17 protein-coding genes and 1 pseudogene are annotated in these 20,203 nt (G+C 73.7%); 1 reads left to right on the top strand and 17 read right to left on the bottom strand.

What is annotated here, in order from left to right; all coding sequences use genetic code 11:
• Window positions 1–41 precede the first annotated feature (41 nt).
• The 12 genes from FM125_RS11470 to rpmB all read right to left on the bottom strand — a co-directional run bounded on the left by FM125_RS11470 (window position 42) and on the right by rpmB (window position 11,612).
• Window positions 42–518: a flavodoxin domain-containing protein gene (locus tag FM125_RS11470; protein ID WP_087134724.1), complete on the bottom strand. Its 477-nt coding sequence runs from the start codon at window positions 516–518 to the stop codon at window positions 42–44.
• Window positions 519–589: 71 nt separating this feature from the next.
• Entirely contained in the window at window positions 590–2,683 is a 2,094-nt protein-coding gene (locus FM125_RS11465; protein WP_087134722.1) for an NHL domain-containing thioredoxin family protein, read from the bottom strand.
• A gap of 174 nt (window positions 2,684–2,857) precedes the next feature.
• Window positions 2,858–3,742, bottom strand: a complete 885-nt coding sequence (locus FM125_RS11460) for a hypothetical protein (RefSeq protein WP_245232137.1) — start codon at window positions 3,740–3,742, stop codon at window positions 2,858–2,860.
• Window positions 3,729–5,936 carry a bifunctional copper resistance protein CopD/cytochrome c oxidase assembly protein gene (locus tag FM125_RS11455; RefSeq protein WP_087134719.1) on the bottom strand — a complete coding sequence of 736 codons (2,208 nt, stop codon included), beginning with the start codon at window positions 5,934–5,936 and terminating at the stop codon, window positions 3,729–3,731. Before FM125_RS11455 ends, FM125_RS11460 begins: the two co-directional genes overlap by 14 nt.
• A gap of 91 nt (window positions 5,937–6,027) precedes the next feature.
• Window positions 6,028–7,542 (bottom strand): Dyp-type peroxidase, encoded by a 1,515-nt coding sequence (locus tag FM125_RS11450; RefSeq protein ID WP_087134716.1) that lies wholly within the window; start codon window positions 7,540–7,542, stop codon window positions 6,028–6,030.
• A complete protein-coding gene (locus FM125_RS11445) occupies window positions 7,532–8,269 on the bottom strand; it encodes a copper chaperone PCu(A)C (protein ID WP_087134714.1) in 738 nt (245 codons plus the stop codon). The genes FM125_RS11450 and FM125_RS11445 overlap by 11 nt, the downstream gene beginning before the upstream one ends.
• Window positions 8,270–8,321: 52 nt before the next feature.
• Window positions 8,322–9,074, bottom strand: coding sequence for a copper resistance CopC family protein (locus tag FM125_RS11440; RefSeq protein WP_067189737.1), 753 nt, complete (start codon window positions 9,072–9,074; stop codon window positions 8,322–8,324).
• Window positions 9,075–9,255: 181 nt separating this feature from the next.
• On the bottom strand, window positions 9,256–9,966 hold the full coding sequence (locus tag FM125_RS11435) for a hypothetical protein (protein WP_087134712.1): 711 nt from the start codon (window positions 9,964–9,966) through the stop codon (window positions 9,256–9,258).
• A 230-nt stretch (window positions 9,967–10,196) separates the two neighbouring features.
• On the bottom strand, window positions 10,197–10,478 hold the full coding sequence (locus FM125_RS11430) for an HU family DNA-binding protein (protein ID WP_067189733.1): 282 nt from the start codon (window positions 10,476–10,478) through the stop codon (window positions 10,197–10,199).
• 419 nt (window positions 10,479–10,897) lie between these two features.
• Entirely contained in the window at window positions 10,898–11,203 is a 306-nt protein-coding gene (rpsN, locus tag FM125_RS11425; protein ID WP_067189732.1) for a 30S ribosomal protein S14, read from the bottom strand.
• A gap of 3 nt (window positions 11,204–11,206) precedes the next feature.
• Window positions 11,207–11,374, bottom strand: coding sequence for a 50S ribosomal protein L33 (gene rpmG / locus FM125_RS11420; RefSeq protein ID WP_067189730.1), 168 nt, complete (start codon window positions 11,372–11,374; stop codon window positions 11,207–11,209).
• A 1-nt stretch (window position 11,375) separates the two neighbouring features.
• Entirely contained in the window at window positions 11,376–11,612 is a 237-nt protein-coding gene (gene rpmB / locus FM125_RS11415) for a 50S ribosomal protein L28 (RefSeq protein WP_067189728.1), read from the bottom strand.
• Window positions 11,613–12,086: 474 nt separating this feature from the next.
• Between rpmB and FM125_RS11410 the strand changes: the two genes are divergently transcribed.
• Window positions 12,087–13,367 (top strand): NRAMP family divalent metal transporter, encoded by a 1,281-nt coding sequence (locus tag FM125_RS11410; protein ID WP_087134710.1) that lies wholly within the window; start codon window positions 12,087–12,089, stop codon window positions 13,365–13,367.
• Window positions 13,368–13,476: 109 nt separating this feature from the next.
• Here FM125_RS11410 and FM125_RS11405 read toward each other — a convergent pair whose 3' ends face one another.
• The 5 genes and pseudogenes from FM125_RS11405 to FM125_RS11390 form a co-directional block, all read right to left on the bottom strand.
• Entirely contained in the window at window positions 13,477–14,157 is a 681-nt protein-coding gene (locus FM125_RS11405) for a GntR family transcriptional regulator (RefSeq protein WP_087134708.1), read from the bottom strand.
• Window positions 14,158–14,249: 92 nt separating this feature from the next.
• On the bottom strand, window positions 14,250–15,989 hold the full coding sequence (locus FM125_RS12160) for an acetyl/propionyl/methylcrotonyl-CoA carboxylase subunit alpha (RefSeq protein ID WP_219337048.1): 1,740 nt from the start codon (window positions 15,987–15,989) through the stop codon (window positions 14,250–14,252).
• 162 nt (window positions 15,990–16,151) lie between these two features.
• Window positions 16,152–17,903, bottom strand: a pseudogene (locus FM125_RS12155) (5-oxoprolinase subunit B/C family protein); the annotation flags it as partial.
• Window positions 17,900–18,655 (bottom strand): LamB/YcsF family protein, encoded by a 756-nt coding sequence (locus FM125_RS11395; RefSeq protein WP_070640093.1) that lies wholly within the window; start codon window positions 18,653–18,655, stop codon window positions 17,900–17,902. The pseudogene FM125_RS12155 and the gene FM125_RS11395, both read right to left, overlap by 4 nt.
• A 161-nt stretch (window positions 18,656–18,816) precedes the next feature.
• Window positions 18,817–20,067: an alpha-hydroxy acid oxidase gene (locus FM125_RS11390; RefSeq protein ID WP_067189724.1), complete on the bottom strand. Its 1,251-nt coding sequence runs from the start codon at window positions 20,065–20,067 to the stop codon at window positions 18,817–18,819.
• Window positions 20,068–20,203: the final 136 nt, after the last annotated feature.

The raw sequence follows: 20,203 nt of genomic DNA, 5'->3' as shown, positions 1-20,203 counted from the left end.
CGCGGAGAACGCCCTCGGCGTCTCACGCGAGCCGGCTCCGGTCAGCTGGCGCCGTGATTGGCCAGTGCGGAGGCGTGGGCCTCGATGGCGTTCCAGTCGCGGAAGTCGCCGTACTCGCCCTTGGCCAGCTTGATCTTCAGCTTGTCCAGGAAGCCGAGGCGCTCCTCGGTGAGGGCGCCACGGAGGTACTTCACAGAGCGCGGACGGTAGGCCTCCAGCTGAATGCGCAGCGCGTCGTCCAGCTGGGGAGATCCGCCGGAGACCACGATGTTCAGGGGCTTCTCGGACAGCTCCGCACGGCGCGAGTCCAGGAAGCGCTTGGCGTCAGCGGCCAGCTTGCCGGCATACACCGGGGCGCAGACCACGACGGCATCTGCGGTGTCCAGCCACGCCGCGGCGCCGGCGACGTCCTCGACGACGGTCTCCACGGCCTGCTTGGTGCGCAGGACCTGAGCCATGCGCTCGGCGATCTCCCGGGTGGACCCGTGCGAGGACGAGGTGACGAAGAGAGTGGTCATGGGTTCAGGAAGCCTTCGGTGTCAGGGGGCGTTTCTCCGGCGGCCCTGCGCGCAGGACTCGGCCTTCCCGCTCAGTGTATCCCGCGCAGGTCCAGGTCCAGGCGGGTTTCCGCCCCCTCCGGCGCGGCCTCGGCCGCATGGACGGTCACCGGGATGCCCCAGTCCTGCTGATACAGGTGGCAGGCGGCATGGTCCGGGATCGGCTGCCCCTTCTCCCCGTCGCAGGCGGCGGCGCGGGCCGTGATGTGCAGGACGCCCTCGGCCACGTCCGGGTTCAGGCGCAGCGTGCGGGTCAGACCGGTGGAGGTGCCGGCACCGTCCAGCAGCAGCTCCTCCGGAGAGGAGGACACCTTCAGCTGAGTGGGATCGCCCCAGCGATCGTCGAGCTTCTGCCCGGACGGGGCCTCGAAGCCGACGGCCAGGCCGAACTCTCCGGCCACCACGGGGGTGCGCGGGCGCTGGGTCTGGCGGGCGCCCTCGTCCACGGTGAGGTACTCGTCCGGCACGGCGATCCGTTCCAGGCGGTGGGCGTTGGTCTCCACCACCACGATCGACGCCGCCTTGCCCTCGGCGTCCACCTCCACGAGCACGTCGGAGGGCTCGGCCAGGCCGCGGGCCACGGTGGACAGCGCCGCCTGGGTCTCGCGCCCGGCGGCGTCCGTGCCGGCCGGGGTGAAGCGTCGGACGGCGCCGTTGTAGGTGTCCGCGACCAGCACGGAGCCGTCCGGCAGCGCGGTCACGCCGAGCGGGTGCTGCAGGCGCGCCTGCTCCGCCGGGCCGTCCACGTAGCCGAAGTCGAACAGGCCGGTGCCCACCGCCGTGGACACGGTCCGCTCCCCCGTCCCGCCGGTGACCGTGCGCAGCGCGGAGGTCTCGGAGTCGGCCGCCCAGAGGGTGCCGGCGGCGTCCACGGCCAGGCCGGAGGTCTGGGCGAACCAGGAGCGCTCGGCCGGGCCGTCGGTCAGTCCCTCCAGGCCGGTGCCGGCGAACAGGGACAGCTCGTCGGCCACCGGGTCGTAGGCGTGCAGCTGATGGGTGCCCGCCATCGCGATCACCACGTGGCCGGCCGCCTCGTCCCACACCACGTCCCACGGGGAGGAGAGGGACACCCCGGTCGGCTTGCCCTCCAGCGGGCCCAGCACGACGACGGCGCCCTCCTCGTCCGCGGGCACCGCGCCCTGCTCCTGGGCCGGGTCGGCCGACTCGGCGGCCTTCGCCGCCGCCGCGACGCGCTCGCCGTCGATGAGGGCCTGCACGCCGTTGCCGGCGAGCGTCCGGACCTCGCCGGTGGCCAGGCTGAGGCCGCGGAGGCGGTGGTTCACGGTGTCGGCCACGACCACGTCGTAGCCGACCTGCGCGGCCACCTCGGCCGGCAGCAGGGCCAGGCCGTTGGGCTCGTTGAACAGTGCCTGCTCCGGGCCGCCGTCGGCGTGGCCGCGGGTGGCGGGGGTCGGGAAGGCCAGGTGCGCGGCCTCGTCAGGGGCGTCGGCGGGGTCGCCGCCGCCGATGGCGCGGATCGGGGTGCTGAGGTCCGCGTCCAGCTCGACGAGGCGGTGGTGGCCGGTGTCCGCCACGAGGAAGGTGCCGGGGCGGGAGCCGCGGTCGGCCAGGGAGATCGCCTTGCCCGGGAAGCGCAGGTCGCGGGCGACCGGCTCCGGGGCGACATAGGGGCCGTCCCCGCGGTGCAGGGTGCCCTTGGCCTCGTGCTCGGCGACGAGCTCGGCCACCAGGGAGCGCAGGCCGGCCACGTGGCCCTCGCCGGAGAGGTGGGCGGCGATGTACCCCTCCGGGTCGACCACCACGAGGGTCGGCCAGGCGCGGGCCGAGTACGCCTGCCAGGTGGTCAGCTCCGGGTCGTCCAGCACCGGGTGGGCGATCTCGTAGCGCTCCACGGCGGCGGCCAGGGCGTCCGGGTCGGCCTCGTGCTCGAACTTCGGGGAGTGCACGCCGACCGTCACGAGGACGTCGTGGTACTCCTCCTCCAGCGGGCGCAGCTCGTCCAGCACGTGCAGGCAGTTGATGCAGCAGAACGTCCAGAAGTCGAGGATCGTGATCTTGCCGCGCAGGTCCTCGAGCGTGAGCTCCTTGCCGCCGGTGTTCAGCCAGCCGCGGCCGACGAGCTCGGAGGCGCGGACGCGGGGGCCGGGACGAGAGATGCCAGTCATGCCCCCATTGTCCCGCGCGCTCGGGCCCGAGCCGCAAGTTCGCGGACACATTCGGGCGGCCGGGCCCCCGCCACAGCACGGCGGGAGCCGACGGGACGCCGATCCGTCCCTCGGCCGGCCGGCTCAGCCGGCGCGCTCGGTCCGCCGGCTCAGTCCGCCCCTCGGCCGGCCGGCTCAGCCCGCGCGCTCGGCGGCGGCCACGATCTCCTCGGCCATGATGGTGAACTCCTTGTCTCCGGCGGCCTGCTGGCCCACGAAGGACACCATGACCACCGAGTCGGCAGTGGTGGCGGTGAGCACCTGCGCGGTGAGCGTGTTCTCCTCGTCGCTCGCGGGGTGACGGGTCCAGGTGATCGCGGACTGCGCCGGGGTGCCGTCGGACAGGTCGGGCTTCTCGGTGGTCAGCACGTAGTCCACGGTGCTGTCCCCCTCGGTGACCGTCATGGTCATCTCCGAGCAGTCGGTCAGCAGGGTGTTCACGGTCTGCAGGTGCTTCTCCACGCGCTGGCGGGCGGGGCCGTCCAGCCTCGCCACCTCCACGGTGCCGGTGCCGGTGAACGAGCCGGCGCCCACGTCCACGCGGGAGACCTCCTCCTGGTCCAGCAGGATCGGCGAGAAGTCCAGAGCGTTCAGCGGTGCCTTGCACTCGCTCGGCTCCACGGTGGTGCGGGAGGCGTCGCGCAGGCGCGCGGCGTTGTCCTCGCGGGTCGTGGAGATCTCCTCGTCCGTGGCGGCGCGCTGGCGGACGAAGCCGAAGGATGCGGCGCGCTCGGCCGCCGCGGCGGCCATCCGCTGGTCCTGGCGGTCGCCCAGGTCCAGCTGGTCCACCACGTCCGCGGCCTCCTGTTCGGAGGCCGGCTCCGGCTTCGCGTCGTCTGCCGAGGCGTCCCCGTCCTGGCCGGCCGAGGCGGAGGCGCCGTCCGGGGCGGAGGTGCCGGCGCCGTCGTCGTCCCCTGGGGCGCAGCCGGTGAGGGCGAGCAGCGCCGCCAGGGCCAGGCCGGCGCAGCGGCGGGCGGCGCGGCGGGCGGGCAGGCGGTCGGCGGTGTCAGCGGCGGCCATGGCGGTCCTCCTGGTCGGCGAGGTTCGAGTACATCTGGTTCCAGGCGGCGAGCTCGGCGTCTCCGTCGCGCTCGGCCTTGCGGTCGTAGCGCTCGGCGACCTTGCGGTCGTCGAGCGCCCACAGGACGGCCACGGTCACGGCCATCGCCACGGTCGGGAACTCGCCGATGCCCCACATCACCGCACCGCCGATCTGCTGGTCGGCCAGCGCGTCCGGACCCCAGGGACGGCCCATGTTGCCGAACCAGTCGGCCTGCATCAGTCCCGTGGAGGAGGTCATGGCCACGCCGATGAACGCGTGGAACACCATGGTGGCCAGCAGCACGACCAGGCGGATCGGATACGGCGGGCGGTTCGGCAGCGGATCCGCGCCCACCATCACCAGCGCGAACACGAAGCCCGTGAGCAGGAAGTGCACGTTCATGAACTCGTGGCCCACGTGGTATTCCAGCGCGAACCGGAAGAAGTCCGTGTAGTAGAAGACCAGGATCGAGCCGGCGAAATTGGCGCCCGCCACGATCGGGTGGGTGATGAACGCCCCCCACCGGGAGTGCACGATCCACAGGATCCATTCGCGCGGGCCGCGCGTGTCGTCCGTGCGCACCGGCAACGAGCGCAGGGCCAGCGTGATCGGTGCGCCGAGCGCCAGGAACAGCGGCGCGATCATCGTCAACGTCATGTGCCCGACCATGTGGGCGGAGAACAGCACACGGCCGTAGACGGCCGGGGCGCCGGAGGTGGCCCAGGTCAGCACCACCAGCCCGAGGATCCAGCAGATCGTGCGCAGCACGGGCCAGGAGTCCCCGCGGCGGTGCAGCTGCACCGTGGACCGCACGTACCAGATCGCCAGGAACACGCACACGGCCACCCACAGCCAGTCCCAGCGCCACAGGTCGAACCAGCGGGCGCCGGTGAGCTCCGGGGGCAGCTCGTAGCCGGTGAGGATGCGGGCCGGGCTGGCGCCGTCCGGCAGCTCCTCCGGCTTCGGCGGCGCAGTGCGGCTGAGGACGGCGGAGACGCCCATGACGGCGGACATCACCACGGCCTCCACGGCGATCAGCTGCCACAGCAGACGGCGGGCCGGACGCGGGGCCTCGGCTGCGGCGTCCTCGCCGGCGCCGCCACGCAGCTGCGGAATGATCCAACGGCGGTGGGCCAGGCCGATCAGGCCCAGGAGCACCACCGCCAGGAACTTCACGGCCACCAGGCCTCCGTACGGGGCGAGAAGCTGATGCAGGTGCTCCACCCGCAGGGCGGCGTTGACCACGCCGGACAGGGCCACGGTGAACAGGCCGAGTCCGGCGAGCACCGAGTAGCGGGACAGCACGGTGTGCACGAGCGGGGCGGCTCCCTGCCGGCGGTAGGTGGTGCGGCCGGTGCCGCCGTCCGGGCCGACCAGCGTGGGGGCGATCAGGGCGAGCACCAGCAGGCCGCCGACCCACACCACCACGCCGAGCAGGTGCAGACCGATGGAGTTCACGGCCGCCATGTGGTCGTCGCCGCCGGCGGCGTGGCCGATCAGTGCGAGCGGCACGAGGGCGATCATCGCGAGGATGCCCACCCAGAACAGGCCGCTGTGGGAGCGCACGGCCACCGCCAGTGAGGTCACCACGGCGGCGATGACGGTCACCCAGAACCAGGCCTGCCCCACCGAGATGGACACGAAGTAGGCGACGAGCCCGTCCGAGAAGGCAGCGCCGGCGCCGAGCGGGATGCCGGCCAGGTCCGAGTAGGACAGGATGCCCACGGCCAGCGCGCACAGGGTCCACACCCCGGCGGCCACGGAGGCCACCAGCATGGTCCGGGCGAACGCGGGGTGCTCCGGCAGGCGCTCGGCCGGCGGGTCGTCCTTGCGGCGGCGCGGGGCCCGGCCGCCGGTGTGGGGCGGCAGGATGGCGGCGGCGAAGATCAGGGCGCCGATGGTCACGGACATCGCCATGTTGGAGCCGTACTCGACGATCGGCACGCCCCAGCGGGTCAGGGCACCGGGGTCGGACAGCTCGCGGGCGGCGGAGACGCCGGTGAACCAGGCGGCCAGCACGAGGGCCAGGGCACCGGCGGCGGCCACCGCCGGCCAGGTCCAGACCGGGAGGGCGCGCTCGGTGCCGCCGGGGGCGGCGGTGTTCCCGGCGGGCCGGGAGCCGTCGCGGGCGGCGCGGTCCCCGTGGCGGGGTGCGGTCTCGGTGGAGGGCATGGGTCCTGTCTTCTCGCGGTGGTGGTCGATCGGTGGCCGGGCCGGCGGCGCCGCGCGGAGCGGCGGCCGACCCGGCGTGTGGGGCAGGCGGTCAGGAGAACAGCACGTCTCCCACGAATCCGCCCTCGGCGCAGCCGGGAGGCACGGCGAACACGGCGGAGCCCACGGGGGTGGTCCACATGTTCAGGTGGTCGGACTCGGCCAGGCTCTGCTGGACGGGGACGAACTGCCGTTCCAGGTCGGTCTGGAACGCCACGAAGATCAGCCCGGACTCGCCGTCCGCGCCGTCATAGTTGTAGCCGCGGCGGAGCATGCCGTGCTCGGGCCCGTCGCCGATCCGGGCGCGCCGCACATGGGCGGTGTCGGAGATGACGGGGAAGCCGGCGGGTCCGGTGGCCTCGAAGTCGATCGGGTCGTTCTCCTGCTCACCGGTGAGCGGGGCGCCGGTGCCGAGGCGACGGCCGATCACGTCCTCCTTGGCGGGGCGGTCCAGCTCGTCCCAGGTGTCCAGCTCCATGCGGATGCGGCGGATGACCATGGTGGTGCCGTGCTCGATCCACGGCTGCAGGTCGGCGCCGAGCCCGTCGTCCACACCCCACACGAGGCGCTCGATCGCCGGGGAGCCGGTCTGCGGGTTGGCCGTGCCGTCCACCTGGCCGAAGAGGTTGCGCATGGTGGTGCCGGTCGGATGGGAGCCGCGGGCCTCGCGGAAGCCGATCTGCGTCCAGCGCGGCGTGGCGAACGCCCGGGTCCCCTTGGTGAGCATGCGGCGGGCGTGGGCCACGGACATCTGGTCGTCGCCGCAGATCTGCAGCAGCAGGTCGCCGTCGGAGTACTCCTCGGACAGCTCGCCGTCGATCTGCTCGAAGCGCGGCAGCGGGCCGAGCCATTCCGGGACCGCGTCCGGGTCGATCCGGTCCACGAGTCCGCGGCCGAAGCCGAAGGTCACCGTCAGGCGGGCCGGCGCCGCGGCCAGCTCGGGCTCGGTGTCCGCGAGGGTCGCCCTGCCCTGGGTGAGGCGGGCGGCGTCCTGGCTGAGGATGCGGAGCATGCGGCGGACGCCGTCCCGGTCCAGGTCCTCGTCCAGGTCGAACGCGAGGAACACGGCGTGCGTCTGGCTGGGGGTGTCCACACCGGCCTGGCGGTCACCGTGGAAGGGCACGGCGTCCGTGCCGATCGGCGAGCTCACCGCCACCCGGGAGGCCTCGCCGCCGGGCTCGGCCCAGCCGGAGGTGCCGATCTCGCCGGAGGCGGACATCGCCCCGCTTCCCGACGACGGCCCCGCCCCCTGGCCTGCCCCCGCGCCGCCGGTGCCGGCAGACGGGGCGGCCGTGGCCGAGTGGCCTGCCGCGTAGCCGACGGCCGTGCCCAGCAGGCCGCCGCCGAGCACGCCGGCGCCCAGCAGGAGGCCACGGCGCGAGGCGGAGGGGCCGCCGGATCGGGACGCGCTCCGCTGCGCCGCTCGGGAATCCTGGTCAGGGCGAGCGTCTTGGGCAGGGCGGGCCGCCCCGGCCGACCCCGCCGTGGCGGCGGGGTCGGCGGGACGGCCCGCACCGGACCGGTGTGCCGGGCCGGTGTGGTCCTCGGGGAGAGGATCAGTGGTCATGGCCCTCGTGGTCCCCGTGGTCGTCGCCCTCGTGGTCCCCGTGGCCGTCGTGGTCCGCGTGGTCATGGCCGTCGTGGTCCATGTCCGCGTCCTCGGAGCCGGAGGCCTCGCCGCCGTGGTAGCTCTCGTTGGCGCCGGCGAAGTCGCGGACCTCGCCGGCGACGGGCACCTCGGTGCCGTCCTCGAGCTCCAGCACGTAGTCCACGGTGTCGCCCGGCAGGAGCGGCTCCTGCAGGTCCATGAACATCACGTGGTCACCGCCGGGGGCGAGCTCGTGGGTCTCGCCGGCCTTGACGGTGAAGCCGTCCGGGGCCTCCTGCATGACCATCTGACCGGAGCCGTCGTCCACCATCGTGTGCAGCTCCACCACGGCGCTCAGCTCCGAGTGCACACCGGTGATGTGCACGTCCTCGTCCGTGGTGTTCTCGAGGGTGGCGAAGGAGCCGGTCATGCCGGACTCGGTGGCCTTGGTCCAGGCGTCGACGACCGTCAGCGGGCCCTCGCCCGCGGACTCGTCCTCGCCCTGAGCATCGTCCTGGCCGTCTCCGGTCTCCTCGGCGTCCGTGCCCTGCTCCGTCTGGCCGGCCTCCTCGGAGGCGGCCGCCGGCGACGCCGAGTCGTCCTGCTCGGCCGGGGCGTCCTGGCCGCCGCCGCAGGCGGTGAGCAGCAGCAGGGCGGCGGAGAGGGCGCCCAGGGAGGCTGTGGTGCGGGTGGTCTTCTTCTTCATGTTCGTGTCCTTCTTCTCCGGTGTCCCCGCGGCATCGTCCTCGACGCCGCGGTCACCGGTCCTCAGGGGTGTCGGTGTGGCCGAGCGCGGAGGCCTTGCGGAACATCAGCACGGCGGCGAGGCCGATCACGGCCACGCCGCCGAGGCCGAGCCCCCAGACCCAGCCGGGCAGTCCCGGCTCCTGGGCCTGGTCGTCCTGCGCCTCGGTGGTGGCCGCGGGGTCGCCCGAGGCCTGGGCGGCCTGGCCGTTCTCCTCCGCGGCCTGGGACGCGTCGGTCGCCTCCTCCGCGGCGGACCCGCCGGCGGACTCTGCGGCCACGCCGCAGTCCTCCGGGACGGTGCCGGCCTCGGGGGCGCCCTCGGCGTCCAGGGTGAAGTCGAGTCGTCGCTCCTCGGAGTGCCCGTCGGAGTAGACCACGCGGTACGCCAGCTCGTAGTCGCCGTTCGGCAGGTCCGGGCAGACCGCGGCGGAGAAGGTGTCCCCCTCCACGGTGCCGGAGTCCGCCTGCCACTGGTTGCCGTCCGCGTCCCGGACCCGGATGAGGTTCTGGATCCCCTGGCCGTCGATCAGGTTTCCGGAGAAGGTCAGGGAGACCTCGTCGGGCGCCTCGATCAGGGTCTGGCCGGCCTCCGGGGTGGAGGACAGCAGCTCGTCGTGGGCCTGGGCCGGTGCGGCCAGGGCGACCCCCGCCACGGGGGCCGCGGCCAGGGCCAGGGCCGCCGTCAGGGCGGCGGTGCGCCGGCGGCGCGGGATGACGTCCTCGCGGACGCGCTCGGTGCAGGTGTGCATCGCGTTCAGGTGCATGGCACGGTGCCTTTCGCCTCCGATGCCTCGTCTCCGGCCCGCTGGGTGTGGGGCCGGGGCATCGGCTGGTCTGTCTCGTTCAGGGAACGGTGAGCCCTGTGACGTCCTCGCCGACGGCGGGGAGGTCAGGGGCCGGGCCCGTCCGGCGCGCACGCGGACACGGTGCCGCGCGGTCTGCCGATCAGGCCGCGACGAGGGCAGCGGGCGGCCCGCGCAGGCCGGTGGAGCCGACGAGCTCGCGGCCGGCGGGGACCAGGGGCGCGGAGGTGCCCCAGAGCAGACGCACCCGGCCGACGGCCGGGCGCAGGGCGGGAACGCGGCGGCGCAGCACGGCGCCCACCACGAGTCCGGCGGCACGGACGAGCAGCCGCTCGCCGTGGCGGATGAGCAGGACGGTCAGCAGGGCCGCCACCACGTGGGCGGCCAGCATCCCGAGACCGAGGTGGTCATGGCCGCCGGCTCCCCCATGCGCGGCAGTGTGCGCGGAGGAGTGCGCCGCGGCGAAGGAGGCGAGCTCCCCGGAGGCCGGGACGGCGTGGCCGAGGTGACCGGCCGTCGTCGGGAAGGCGGCGGAGGCTTCGGGGGCCGGGGAGGCCAGGCTGTAGAGGCCGTGGAGGATGGCCTGGCTGCCGAGCACGGCCGCGAGCACGCGCGGCAGGGACAGGCGGCGGCCGGCGAGCAGGGTGCAGACCGGGGCGGCCAGGGCGACCGCGAGCAGCAGCACCATCGGGTGCGGGGCGTGCGCGGCGCCGAGGACGGTGTGGGAGGCGGCGGCGAGGACGACGGCCAGCACGGCCCCGGCCCACCCGCGGGCCAGGCGGGCGCCGCCGTGCACCGGCAGCGCAGGGGCCGGGGCAGGCGCGGCGGGGCGTGCGGGCATCAGGTGCTGCATGCCGGCCCCCTTCGCGTCGTCGCCTCGGACAGTGTGCTGGGCACACGCCCCGGACGTCCCATTCTACGCCCGGACCGGGGACGATGCCCCTCGACTGCGTCACAGCTCAGGACCGACGGCAGGTCCGTCACGCACAGCCCCGACGTACGACAGGGCGCCCCACCGCGACGGTGGGGCGCCCTGTGTGCGCTGTGCAGATCATGCCCTCATCGGCAGATCCGCTCGGCGGCTCACTCGGAGGCGGCGGCCTTGAGCTTGGAGCCGGCGGTCACCTTCACGGAGTAGCCGGCCGGGATGGTGATCTCCTCGCCGGTGCGCGGGTTGCGACCGGTGCGCTCCTTGCGCTCGGTGCGCTCCACGGCCATCCAGCCCGGGATGGAGACCTTCTCGCCCTTCTTCACCTGAGCGGTGAAGACCTCGAAGACGGCGTCCAGCACATCGCTGACGGCGGCCTGGGTGTTGCCGGAGCGCTCGGCGACGGCGGCGACGAGCTCCTTGCGGTTCATAGCCATTGGGAAGTCCTCCTGAGTGTTGGGACATCGTAGGGGTGATCCCGGGACGTTCCCCGGGCTTCCACTGCCGAACGTACCATCGACCGCCCCGCCGCGCCGCCCTCCAGCGGCCTGATTCTGCCATTTTCAGGCGATTCCAAGGCTCCCGGGAACCCGTGCGGCCCCGCCGGGACGCTGCCCCGTGGCCGTCTCCGTCCCTGGTCAGGGCCTGATCCGGCGGCGTCTGCGGCTCCGCCGCCCTGCCTTCGGGCGCCGTTCGTGCGGTTCCGCAGGAATCCGCGGCTCCGGGCCGGGGACGACGACGGGGCGGCCCACCGTGGAGGTGGACCGCCCCGGACAGGTCGAGGACCTGCAGGTCGGTGGCCGTCGTCAGGGACGGCGCGTCCGGCCGGACCGTTCCGGTCAGGCCGTGGACGAGGTCACCAGGACGACTTGGTCACGCCCGGCAGCTCGCCGCGGTGCGCCATCTCGCGGAAGCGCACGCGGGAGATGCCGAAGCGCTGGAAGGTGCCGCGCGGGCGGCCGTCGATGGCGTCGCGGTTGCGCACGCGCACCGGGGAGGCGTCGCGCGGGAGCTTCTGCAGGCCCACGCGGGCGGCCTCGCGGGCCTCGTCCGAGGCGTTCGGGTCGACCAGGGTCTTGCGCAGCTCGAGGCGCTTCTCGGCATTGCGGGCCACGATGGCCTTGCGCTGCTCGTTCTTGGCGATCTTGGACTTCTTGGCCATGCCTCAGCGCTCCTCTCGGAAGTCGACGTGCTTGCGGACCACCGGGTCGTACTTCTTCAGGGTGATGCGGTCCGGGGTGTTGCGGCGGTTCTTGCGGGTCACGTAGGTGAACCCGGTGCCGGCGGTGCTCTTCAACTTGATGATCGGACGGACGTCCTTCTCCTTCGCCATGTCAGAGCTTCACTCCCTTCGCGATCAGGTCGGCGACCACGGCGTCGATGCCGCGGACGTCGATGGTCTTGATGCCCTTGGCGGACAGCGTCAGGGTGACGTTGCGGCGCAGGGACGGGACCCAGTAGGTCTTCTTCTGGATGTTCGGGTTGAACCGGCGCTTGGTGCGACGGTGCGAGTGGGAGATGCTGTGGCCGAAACCCGGCCCAGCCCCGGTTACCTGGCAGTGAGCTGCCATGATCACTCCTCGTGCAAGTTGTAGTAAAAGGACGGGCGGAACCCGCATGCCGGAGCCCTTCCGACGCACGAGGCGCCGTCGGACTCCTTGAGAGTCCCGCTCGGGTGTGGACACCGCACTCTTACTGCGACTCATCTGAAGGTGAACCAGGCTGGGTGAGAGCCAACCGAAGTCGCCTTGGATCGCTGGTGTGAACGGCGAGTCCCGGCCTGCCCCACAGGAGCGTTCCGGGAGTCCAGTCCGCGGGATCACGCTGCTTTTCCGACCCCTTCCGGGCATGCCCGGGAAGGAGAACAGCGCGGCTTGCGCCGTCCCATCTTACGGGAGCACCCGCGCCGGCTTCAACCGGGGAGCGGGAGAACCGACTCACACCCGCCGCTTGCCTGATTGTTGAACAAGACATAGGCTCCCTCCATCGAGGCGTTCTGTGACCACGGTCACGCGCCCCCTGTCCCGCACCCTCCGGAGGAGCCCATGGCCCACACCCCCACCGACCCGCACCGCCAGGACGCGGCCGCGCACGCCCAGCGGGCCGGCGCCACCGACGCGCCCGCCCCGGACGCCGCCCGCCACCGGCGCACGGCCCTGCTGGGCGCGATGTTCCTGATGGCCACCAGTGCCATCGGCCCGGGCTTCATCACCCAGACCTCCACCTTCACGGTGCAGGTCGGCGCGGCCTTCGCGTTCGCCATCCTGGTCTCGATCATCATCGACATCGCCGTGCAGATGAACGTGTGGCGCGTCATCGGTGTCTCCGGTCTGCGCGCCCAGGAGCTCGCCAACCGGGTCCTGCCCGGCCTCGGCTGGCTGCTCTCCGCCCTCGTGTTCATCGGCGGCATGGTCTTCAACATCGGCAACATCGCCGGCACCGGCCTCGGAGCCGACGCGATGCTCGGCGTGGACCCGCTGATCGGCGGCGGCGTCTCCGCCGTGATCGCGATCTGCATCTTCCTGTCCAAGCGTGCCGGCCTGGCCCTGGACCGCATCGTGGTGGGCCTCGGCGTCGTCATGATCGTCCTGATGGCCTACGTCGCGATCGTCTCCGACCCGCCCGTGGGCGACGCCCTGCGCCAGTCCGTCCTGCCGGACACCGTGGACATGCTGATCGTCGTCACCCTGGTCGGCGGCACCGTGGGCGGCTACATCACCTACGCCGGCGCCCACCGCATGATCGACTCCGGCGTCTCCGGAGTGGACGACGTCACGTCCATCACCCGCTCCTCGGTCCTGTCGATCATCGTCACCGGCGTGATGCGCGTGCTGCTGTTCCTGGCCATCCTCGGCGTGGTGGTCGGCGGCGCGACCCTGGATCCGGACAACCTGGCCGCCTCGGCCTTCCAGCACGCCGCCGGCGACGTCGGCATGCGCGTCTTCGGCGTGATCCTGTGGGCCGCCGCCATCACGTCGGTGATCGGCGCCTCCTACACCTCGGTCTCCTTCATCACGAAGTCCACCACCTCGGCACGCACCCGCAACCTGCTGACGGTCGCGTTCATCGTGGTCTGCGCCGCCCTCTACCTGACCCTGCGCCAGGCCCCGCAGACCCTGCTGGTCTTCGCCGGCGCCTTCAACGGCATGATCCTGCCGGTCGGCTTCGCCGTGCTGCTGTTCGTGGCCTGGCGTCGCCGAGACCTGATGAACGGCTACCGCTACCCGGCGTGGCTCTTGGTGGTCGGTGTGCTGGCCTGGCTGGTCTCCGTATACATCGCGGTCAATGCCTTCACGCCGATGGTGGCCCTGTTCTCCGGAGCCTGATCCGATCCCCGGGTCCACGACGGCGGCCGTCCACCTCGCGAGGCGGGCGGCCGTCGTCGTGGTGTCTGCGAAGCGCCCCGGACGGCCGAGGCACGCCGTGCGGGAGGGCTCAGGCGTCCTGACGCTCGGAGAGGTGGTCGAGGACGAACTGCTCGGCCTGGTCCAGATAGGAGGCCATCGTCTCCTGCAGGTCCTCGGGGCGCCGGTCCAGGAGCGTCTGCGCGATCTGCAGGTTGCGCTCGGCGAAGAGCGGGTGCAGGGCGGTCTCGCGGTCCATGGGCTGGAAGGCCAGGCGCACGCGGGCCATCGCCTGGCGGAGGGTGCGCTGCAGGTCCGAGGCTCCGGTCATGGCGGCGATGGCGCCGTGGAGGCGCTGGTTGGCGTCGCCCATCAGGCGTGGGTCCACGGCGCTCGGATCCGGGGAGAGCACGGCCACCACCTGGTGCAGCTCGGCCTCGACCTCCGGGGTGATTTCGCCGAACCGCAGGGCGCCGAGCTCGATGATGCGGCGGGTGCGGTAGATCTCCCGGACCTGGGGCACGTCCGGGGACGCCACGATAACACCGCGGTGGGGACGGCGGACCAGCAGCCGCTCGGCGGCGAGCTCGGCGAACGCCTCGCGGAGGCTGTTGCGGCTCACGTCCAACTCGGCGGCGAGGGCGACCTCGCCCAGACGGGTGCCGGGGGCCAGCTCGGCGTTCTCGATGCGGCGGCGCAGCTCCTCCGCGGCACCGCCGACGGCACCGCGGCGCTGGGCTTCCGACGGGCGGGGACGACGGCTCTGAACCATGTGGGGGGCGTCTCCTTCTGCCGGTGATCATTCCGCGCCGCTGCCACGCGGGCGGGCGCACATCCCCTCTCCGGCGGGCGGGGTGCCGGCGTTCAGTCCGTGATCGTGGCGAGGACCTGGCCGCGCTGCACCGTGGCCCCCTCGTCGATCTGCTGTCGGGTGATCGTACCGGAGCGGTGCGCCCGCACCACGGTCTCCATCTTCATGGCCTCCAGGACGGCCACCGGCTCTCCCTTGCCGACGACGACGCCCTCCTCCGCCTTCCAGGCCACCAGGGTGCCGGCCACGGAGGCGGTGACGGCGTCCTCGCCCGGGCCCTCGGGCTCACCGGCCGCCGCGGCGCCCGCCGCCCCGCCGCCGTGCATCAGCGCAGCGTAGAGGGCGTCCGGCAGGCCGAGGCGGACGGCGCGGCCGTCCAGGTCCACGGTGATCTGGGTGCGGGAGCCGGCGGGGCCGGCCGCGGCCAGGTGCTCGGAGGCCTCGAACTCGGCGGCGAACTCGGACTCGATCCAGGTGGTGTACACCCCGAGGCCGTCCTCGGAGGTGAAGGCGTCCTGCTCGAGCACGGCCCGGTGGAAGGGCACCACGGTGGGCACGCCCTCGATGCGCAGCTCGGCCAGCGCGTCCTGGGCCCGGCGCAGGGCCTGCGGGCGGTCCTCGCCCCAGACGATGAGCTTGGCCATGAGCGAGTCGTACTCGCCGGGCACCACGGAGCCGGAGCGGACGCCGGCGTCCATGCGGAGGCCGGGGCCGGTGGGGGCTTCGAAGTGCTCCACCGGACCGGGCGAGGGCAGGAAGCCGACGGCCGGGTCCTCGGCGTTGAGCCGGAACTCAAAGGCATGGCCGTGCGGGGCCGGGTCCTCGGCGAGGCTCATCGGCTCGCCGGCGGCGATGCGGAACTGCTCGCGCACCAGGTCCACACCGGCGGTCTGCTCGGTGACCGGGTGCTCCACCTGCAGGCGGGTGTTGACCTCGAGGAAGCTGATCAGCCCGTCCGGGGCCACCAGGTACTCCACCGTGCCGGCGCCGGTGTACCCGGCCTCCGCGCAGATGGCGCGGGCGGAGTCGTGGATGCGGGTGCGCTGCTCGTCCGTGAGGAACGGGGCGGGGGCCTCCTCCACGAGCTTCTGGTTGCGGCGCTGCAGGGAGCAGTCGCGGGTGCCGACCACCACCACGGTGCCGTGTCCGTCCGCCAGGACCTGGGCCTCCACATGGCGGGGGCGGTCCAGGAAGCGCTCCACGAAGCACTCGCCGCGGCCGAAGGCGGCCACGGCCTCGCGGGTGGCGGAGGCGAAGGCGTCCTCGACCTCCTCGAGGTCCCGGACCACCTTGATGCCGCGGCCGCCGCCGCCGAACGCCGCCTTGACGGCGATCGGCAGACCGTGCTCCTCGGCGAAGGCGCGGGCCTCGGCCGGGGAGGCCACCGGGCCGTCCGAGCCGGGGACCAGCGGGGCACCGGCGCGTTGGGCGATCGAGCGGGCGGTGATCTTGTCCCCGAGGTCCCGGATGACCTGCGGGGCGGGGCCGATCCAGGTCAGGCCGGCGTCGATGACCCGCTGCGCGAAGTCCGCGTTCTCGGAGAGGAAGCCGTAGCCGGGGTGCACGGCGTCCGCGCCGGAGCGCTCGGCCACGGACAGCAGGGCGTCCATGTCCAGATAGGTGTCGCCGGAGGCGGAGCCGGGCAGGTGGTAGGCCTCGTCCGCCACGGCCACGTGCATCGCATCCGCGTCCGGGTCCGCGTAGACGGCCACGGAGCCGATGCCGTGGTCACGGCAGGCGCGGGCCACACGGACGGCGATCTCGCCGCGGTTGGCGATCAGGACCTTGGTCAGGGGGCGTGCGGTCACGGGATCAGTCCTCGGTGGTCTGGGCGGCGGCAGCCGCGGGGGCGGGGTCGTGGCAGGCGGTTGCGGCCGGCGTCGTCGGCGCCACGAGGGGCAGGGCGGTGTGGTGGGTTCCGGGGCGTCCGCGTCCAGCGGCTCGAGCGTCTCCGGGTCCACGGGGATCAGGCGCAGCCGGGCACCGGGCGGCAGCTGGGCGGCGGCGCCGAGGTCCTCGCGGACCACCACGGCGATCACCGGGTAGCCGCCGGTGACGGGGTGGTCGGCCAGGAAGAGCACGGGCAGCCCGGACGGCGGGACCTGCAGGGCCCCGGAGATCACGCCCTCGGAGGCCAGCTCTCCCTCGCGGACACGGGTGAGGGCCTTCCCCTCCTTCGGGGCGGCCAGGCGGACGCCGATGCGGTTGGACTCGGCGGTCACTTCCCACTCCTGGGAGGTGAGCAGGTCGATGCCGTCCCGGTCGAACCAGTCGTCCCTGGGGCCGAGGGTGATGCGCAGGACGGCGGTGTGCCCGGCACGCGGGGTGCGGCGCAGCGGAGGCTCGGCGTCCCCGACGAGCCGGTTCCCCGGATCCTCGCGGCGGACGAGCTCGTCCCCGGCGGCCAGCGGAGCCGGGCCGATCCCGGACATCACGTCCGTGGAGCGGCTGCCCAGGTCCGCTCGGGCGTGGATGCCGCCGCGCAGGGCGAGATACGTGCGCAGTCCGGCGGGCGGCTCCTCGACGGTCAGGGTCTCGCCGTCCCGCAGGGCGAACGGGGCGCGCGGCACGGGTCGGCGCAGCACCGTGCCGGCGGCGTCCGTGACCACGGCGCGGGCCTCGGCTCCGGTCAGGGCGAGCACCTGCAGGCCGCGAGCGGTGACGGACAGGCCTGACAGGAGCGTCTCCACCACGGCCTCGTCCGGCGCGTTGCCCACGAGCCGGTTGGCCTGGCGGGCGGCGTCCTTGTCCGCGGCGCCGGAGAACGCGACGCCGAGGTCGCCGTGACCGGCCCGGCCCAAATCCTGCAGCAGGGACTGCATCCCGGGGTCGACGACGGACAGCCCCGGCCGTGCCGTCGGCTCGCCTGCGGCGGTGGCCGGCTCGGAGGAGCCTGTGGTCGGCGCGGAGTGCTCGGATCCCTCCCCCGGCGACGCCGCGCCGGAGGAGGGCTGCGAGGCGGAGACGCGGGCGTCGTCGTCGGGAAGGGGGCCGCGGGAGACGGAGGCGAGGGCGCGCACCGGGCGGTAGCGCACGCGGTCGCCGGGGCGGATGAGCGCGGGGCGCTCGCGGTCCAGGTCCCAGAGGACGGCGTCGGTGCGGCCGAGCAGCTGCCAGCCGCCGGGCGAGGTGCGCGGGTAGACGGCGGAGAAGGTGCCGGCCACGGCCACGGAGCCGGCCGGCACGGCGGTGCGCGGGCTCTCGCGGCGGGGAACGTCGAAGGGGGCGGCGGAGGCATCCGCGGCCGTGCAGTAGGTGAAGCCCGGGGCGAAGCCGCCGAAGGCGCCCACCCAGAGCGTGTCCGCGTGGGCGGCCACCACGGCCTCCTCGGACAGGCCGGTCAGCTCGGCGACGGCGGCGAGGTCCTCGCCGTCGTAGACGACGTCCACCTCCACCGTGCGGGCGTCCTGGCCCGCGTCCCCGGCGGCCACGTGGCTCGGGGCGAGCTCGGCGGCCGCCACCGCCTCGGCGCGGGTGCGGAAGGCGAGCATGAGGGTCTCGGCGGCGGCGAGCGCCTCGGTCTGGCCCGGCAGCGGCTCGGCGGTGAGGCGGGCGTGCAGGGCGACGACGTCCGCGAGACTCGGGCACTCGAGCAGGAAGGCGCGGGTACCGGCCCAGCGCAGGGGGCGGGGCGTCGGCGAGCCGGCGACGCAGCGGTCTGCGGCCGAGGCGCCGGGGACCGGCCCGGGGGCGTGCGAGCCGCTCATGCGAAGGAGACGATCTCGACGCCCGCGTCCTCGAGGGCGGCACGGACGGAGGCGGCCATGGACACCGAACCCGGGGTGTCCCCGTGCACGCAGATGCTGGCGGCCTCGATGCGGATGTCCGAGCCGTCCACGGCGGTGAGCACACCCTCGGTGGCCAGGCGGACCATGCGGGCGGAGACCTCGGCCGGGTCGTGGAGGACGGCGCCCGGGTCCCGGCGGGAGACGAGCGTGCCCTCCGGGGTGTAGCCGCGGTCCGCGAAGGCCTCGGCCACGCCGCGCAGGCCGGCCCTCTCCGCCTTCTCCAGGGCGATGGAGCCCGGCAGCAGCAGCAGCGGAAGATCGCCGCCGAAGGCCTTGACGGCGTCCACCACGGCCTGGGCGTGCTCCTCGTGGTGGACGATCGTGTTGTAGAGGGCGCCATGCGGCTTCACGTAGCGCACATCCGTGCCGGCGGCGCGGGCCAGGGCCTGCAGGGCGCCGATCTGGTAGAGCACGTCGTCCGCCAGCTCGGTGGCCGTGCAGTTGAGGAAGCGGCGTCCGAAGCCAGCCAGGTCCCGGTAGCCCACGTGGGCGCCGACGGTCACCCCCGCGGCCACGGCGTCCCGGCAGGTCTGCGCGATGCCGGAGGGATCGCCGGCGTGGAACCCGCAGGCCACGTTGGCGGAGGAGACGGAGCGGAAGATCGCGGCGTCGTCGCCCATCGTCCAGCTGCCGAAGGACTCCCCGACGTCGCTGTTCATGTCGATGCGCATGGCTCTCCCCCTGGGTCGTTCGGTGTGCCGCACATCACGCGGCACATTCCATGATGGGCCATGGCGGCCAATTGTTCAACAAGTGCCGGGGAATGTGACCTCACCTGGGGGTTCTGTGAACACAGAGGCGGGGAATCCGCCCCGGCGGCGGGCCGGAGGGCTCACCCCTGCAGCCAGGGCGCGCGCACCGAGTCCGGGGTGAGGTCCTTCGTGGTGGCGGCGCCCATGAGCGTCATCGCCACCGTCACCTCCTGGGCGAGCAGCTCGATCACGCGGGCCACGCCCTCCTGGCCGCCGGCCATGAGGCCGTAGAGGTACGCGCGGCCGATCAGGGTGAAGTCGGCGCCGAGGGCCAGGGCCGCCACGATGTCCTCGCCGGTGGTGATGCCGGAGTCCAGGATGATCGGCACGTCCGGGCCGGCCTCGGCGCGCACACCCGGCAGCGCCTGCAGGGACACCGGCGCGCGATCGAGCTGGCGGCCGCCGTGGTTGGAGACCACCAGTCCGTCCGCGCCGGTGTCCAGCGCGCGGCGGGTGTCCTCTGCGGTGAGGATGCCCTTGACGAACAGCTGCCCCTTCCACGCCGAGCGGATCCACTCCAGGTCCTTCAGGGACAGGGTGGGGTCGAACATGCCGTTGATGATGGACGGCAGGTCCCCGGCGGAGTCGGAGAGCGAGGCGAAGGTCAGCGGGTCCGTGGTGAGGAAGTTGAACCACCACTCCGGGCGCCAGGCCGCGTCCACCACGGTCTTCGGCGTCAGCTGCGGCGGGATGGTCATGCCGTTGCGCACGTCCCGCAGACGCTGGCCGGCCACCGGGGTGTCCACCGTGACCACGAGCGCCCCGTAGCCGGAGGCGGCCGCACGCTCGATCAGGTCCCGGGCGCGGTCCCGGTCCCGCCACAGGTACAGCTGGAACCAGCGGTCACCGTCCCCGGAGGACGCGGCGGTCTCCTCGATGGAGCGGGTGCCCATGGTGGACAAGGTGAACGGGATGCCCGCGGCCGCCGCGGCGGCGGCGCCGGCGTTCTCGCCCTCGGCGTGCATGAAGCGGGTGAAGCCGGTGGGCGCGATGCCGAAGGGCAGCGCCGAGTGGGCCCCGGCGATGTCCACGGACAGGTCCGGCTCCGCGATCCCGTGCAGGATCCGCGGCAGCAGCTCCACCGAGTCGAACACCTCGCGGGCCCGGGTGTGGGTGAGCTCGCGCTTGGCGGCGCCGTCCACGTAGTCGAACGCCGGGGTGGGCGTGCGGCGCTTCGCGATGCGGCGCAGGTCCGCCACGTCCGCGGCCTTGGACAGGCGGGCGGCACGGCGGTCCGCCCGCGGGGCGCCGAAGCGCATCAGCGAGGCCAGCTCCTTCACGTCCGGGAGACGGCGGGCCAGCGGGGTGAGTCGGGTCGGAAGCACTGCCATGCCCCGATCATGCTCCCGGCGCGCCGCACGGGACCAGCCGGGTCCGCAGTGTGGCGCCGGCGGCAGACAGACGAGGAGCCGCACCGTCCGGGACGGTGCGGCTCCCCATCCAGGCGAGCGGCCGTCGTCGGGACGC

The sequence above is a fragment of the Micrococcus lylae genome (genome assembly GCF_900163825.1).
Taxonomy (GTDB): domain Bacteria; phylum Actinomycetota; class Actinomycetes; order Actinomycetales; family Micrococcaceae; genus Micrococcus; species Micrococcus lylae.
Note: the sequence above shows the minus strand (reverse complement) of the source record. Positions and strands in the feature narration are given on the sequence as shown.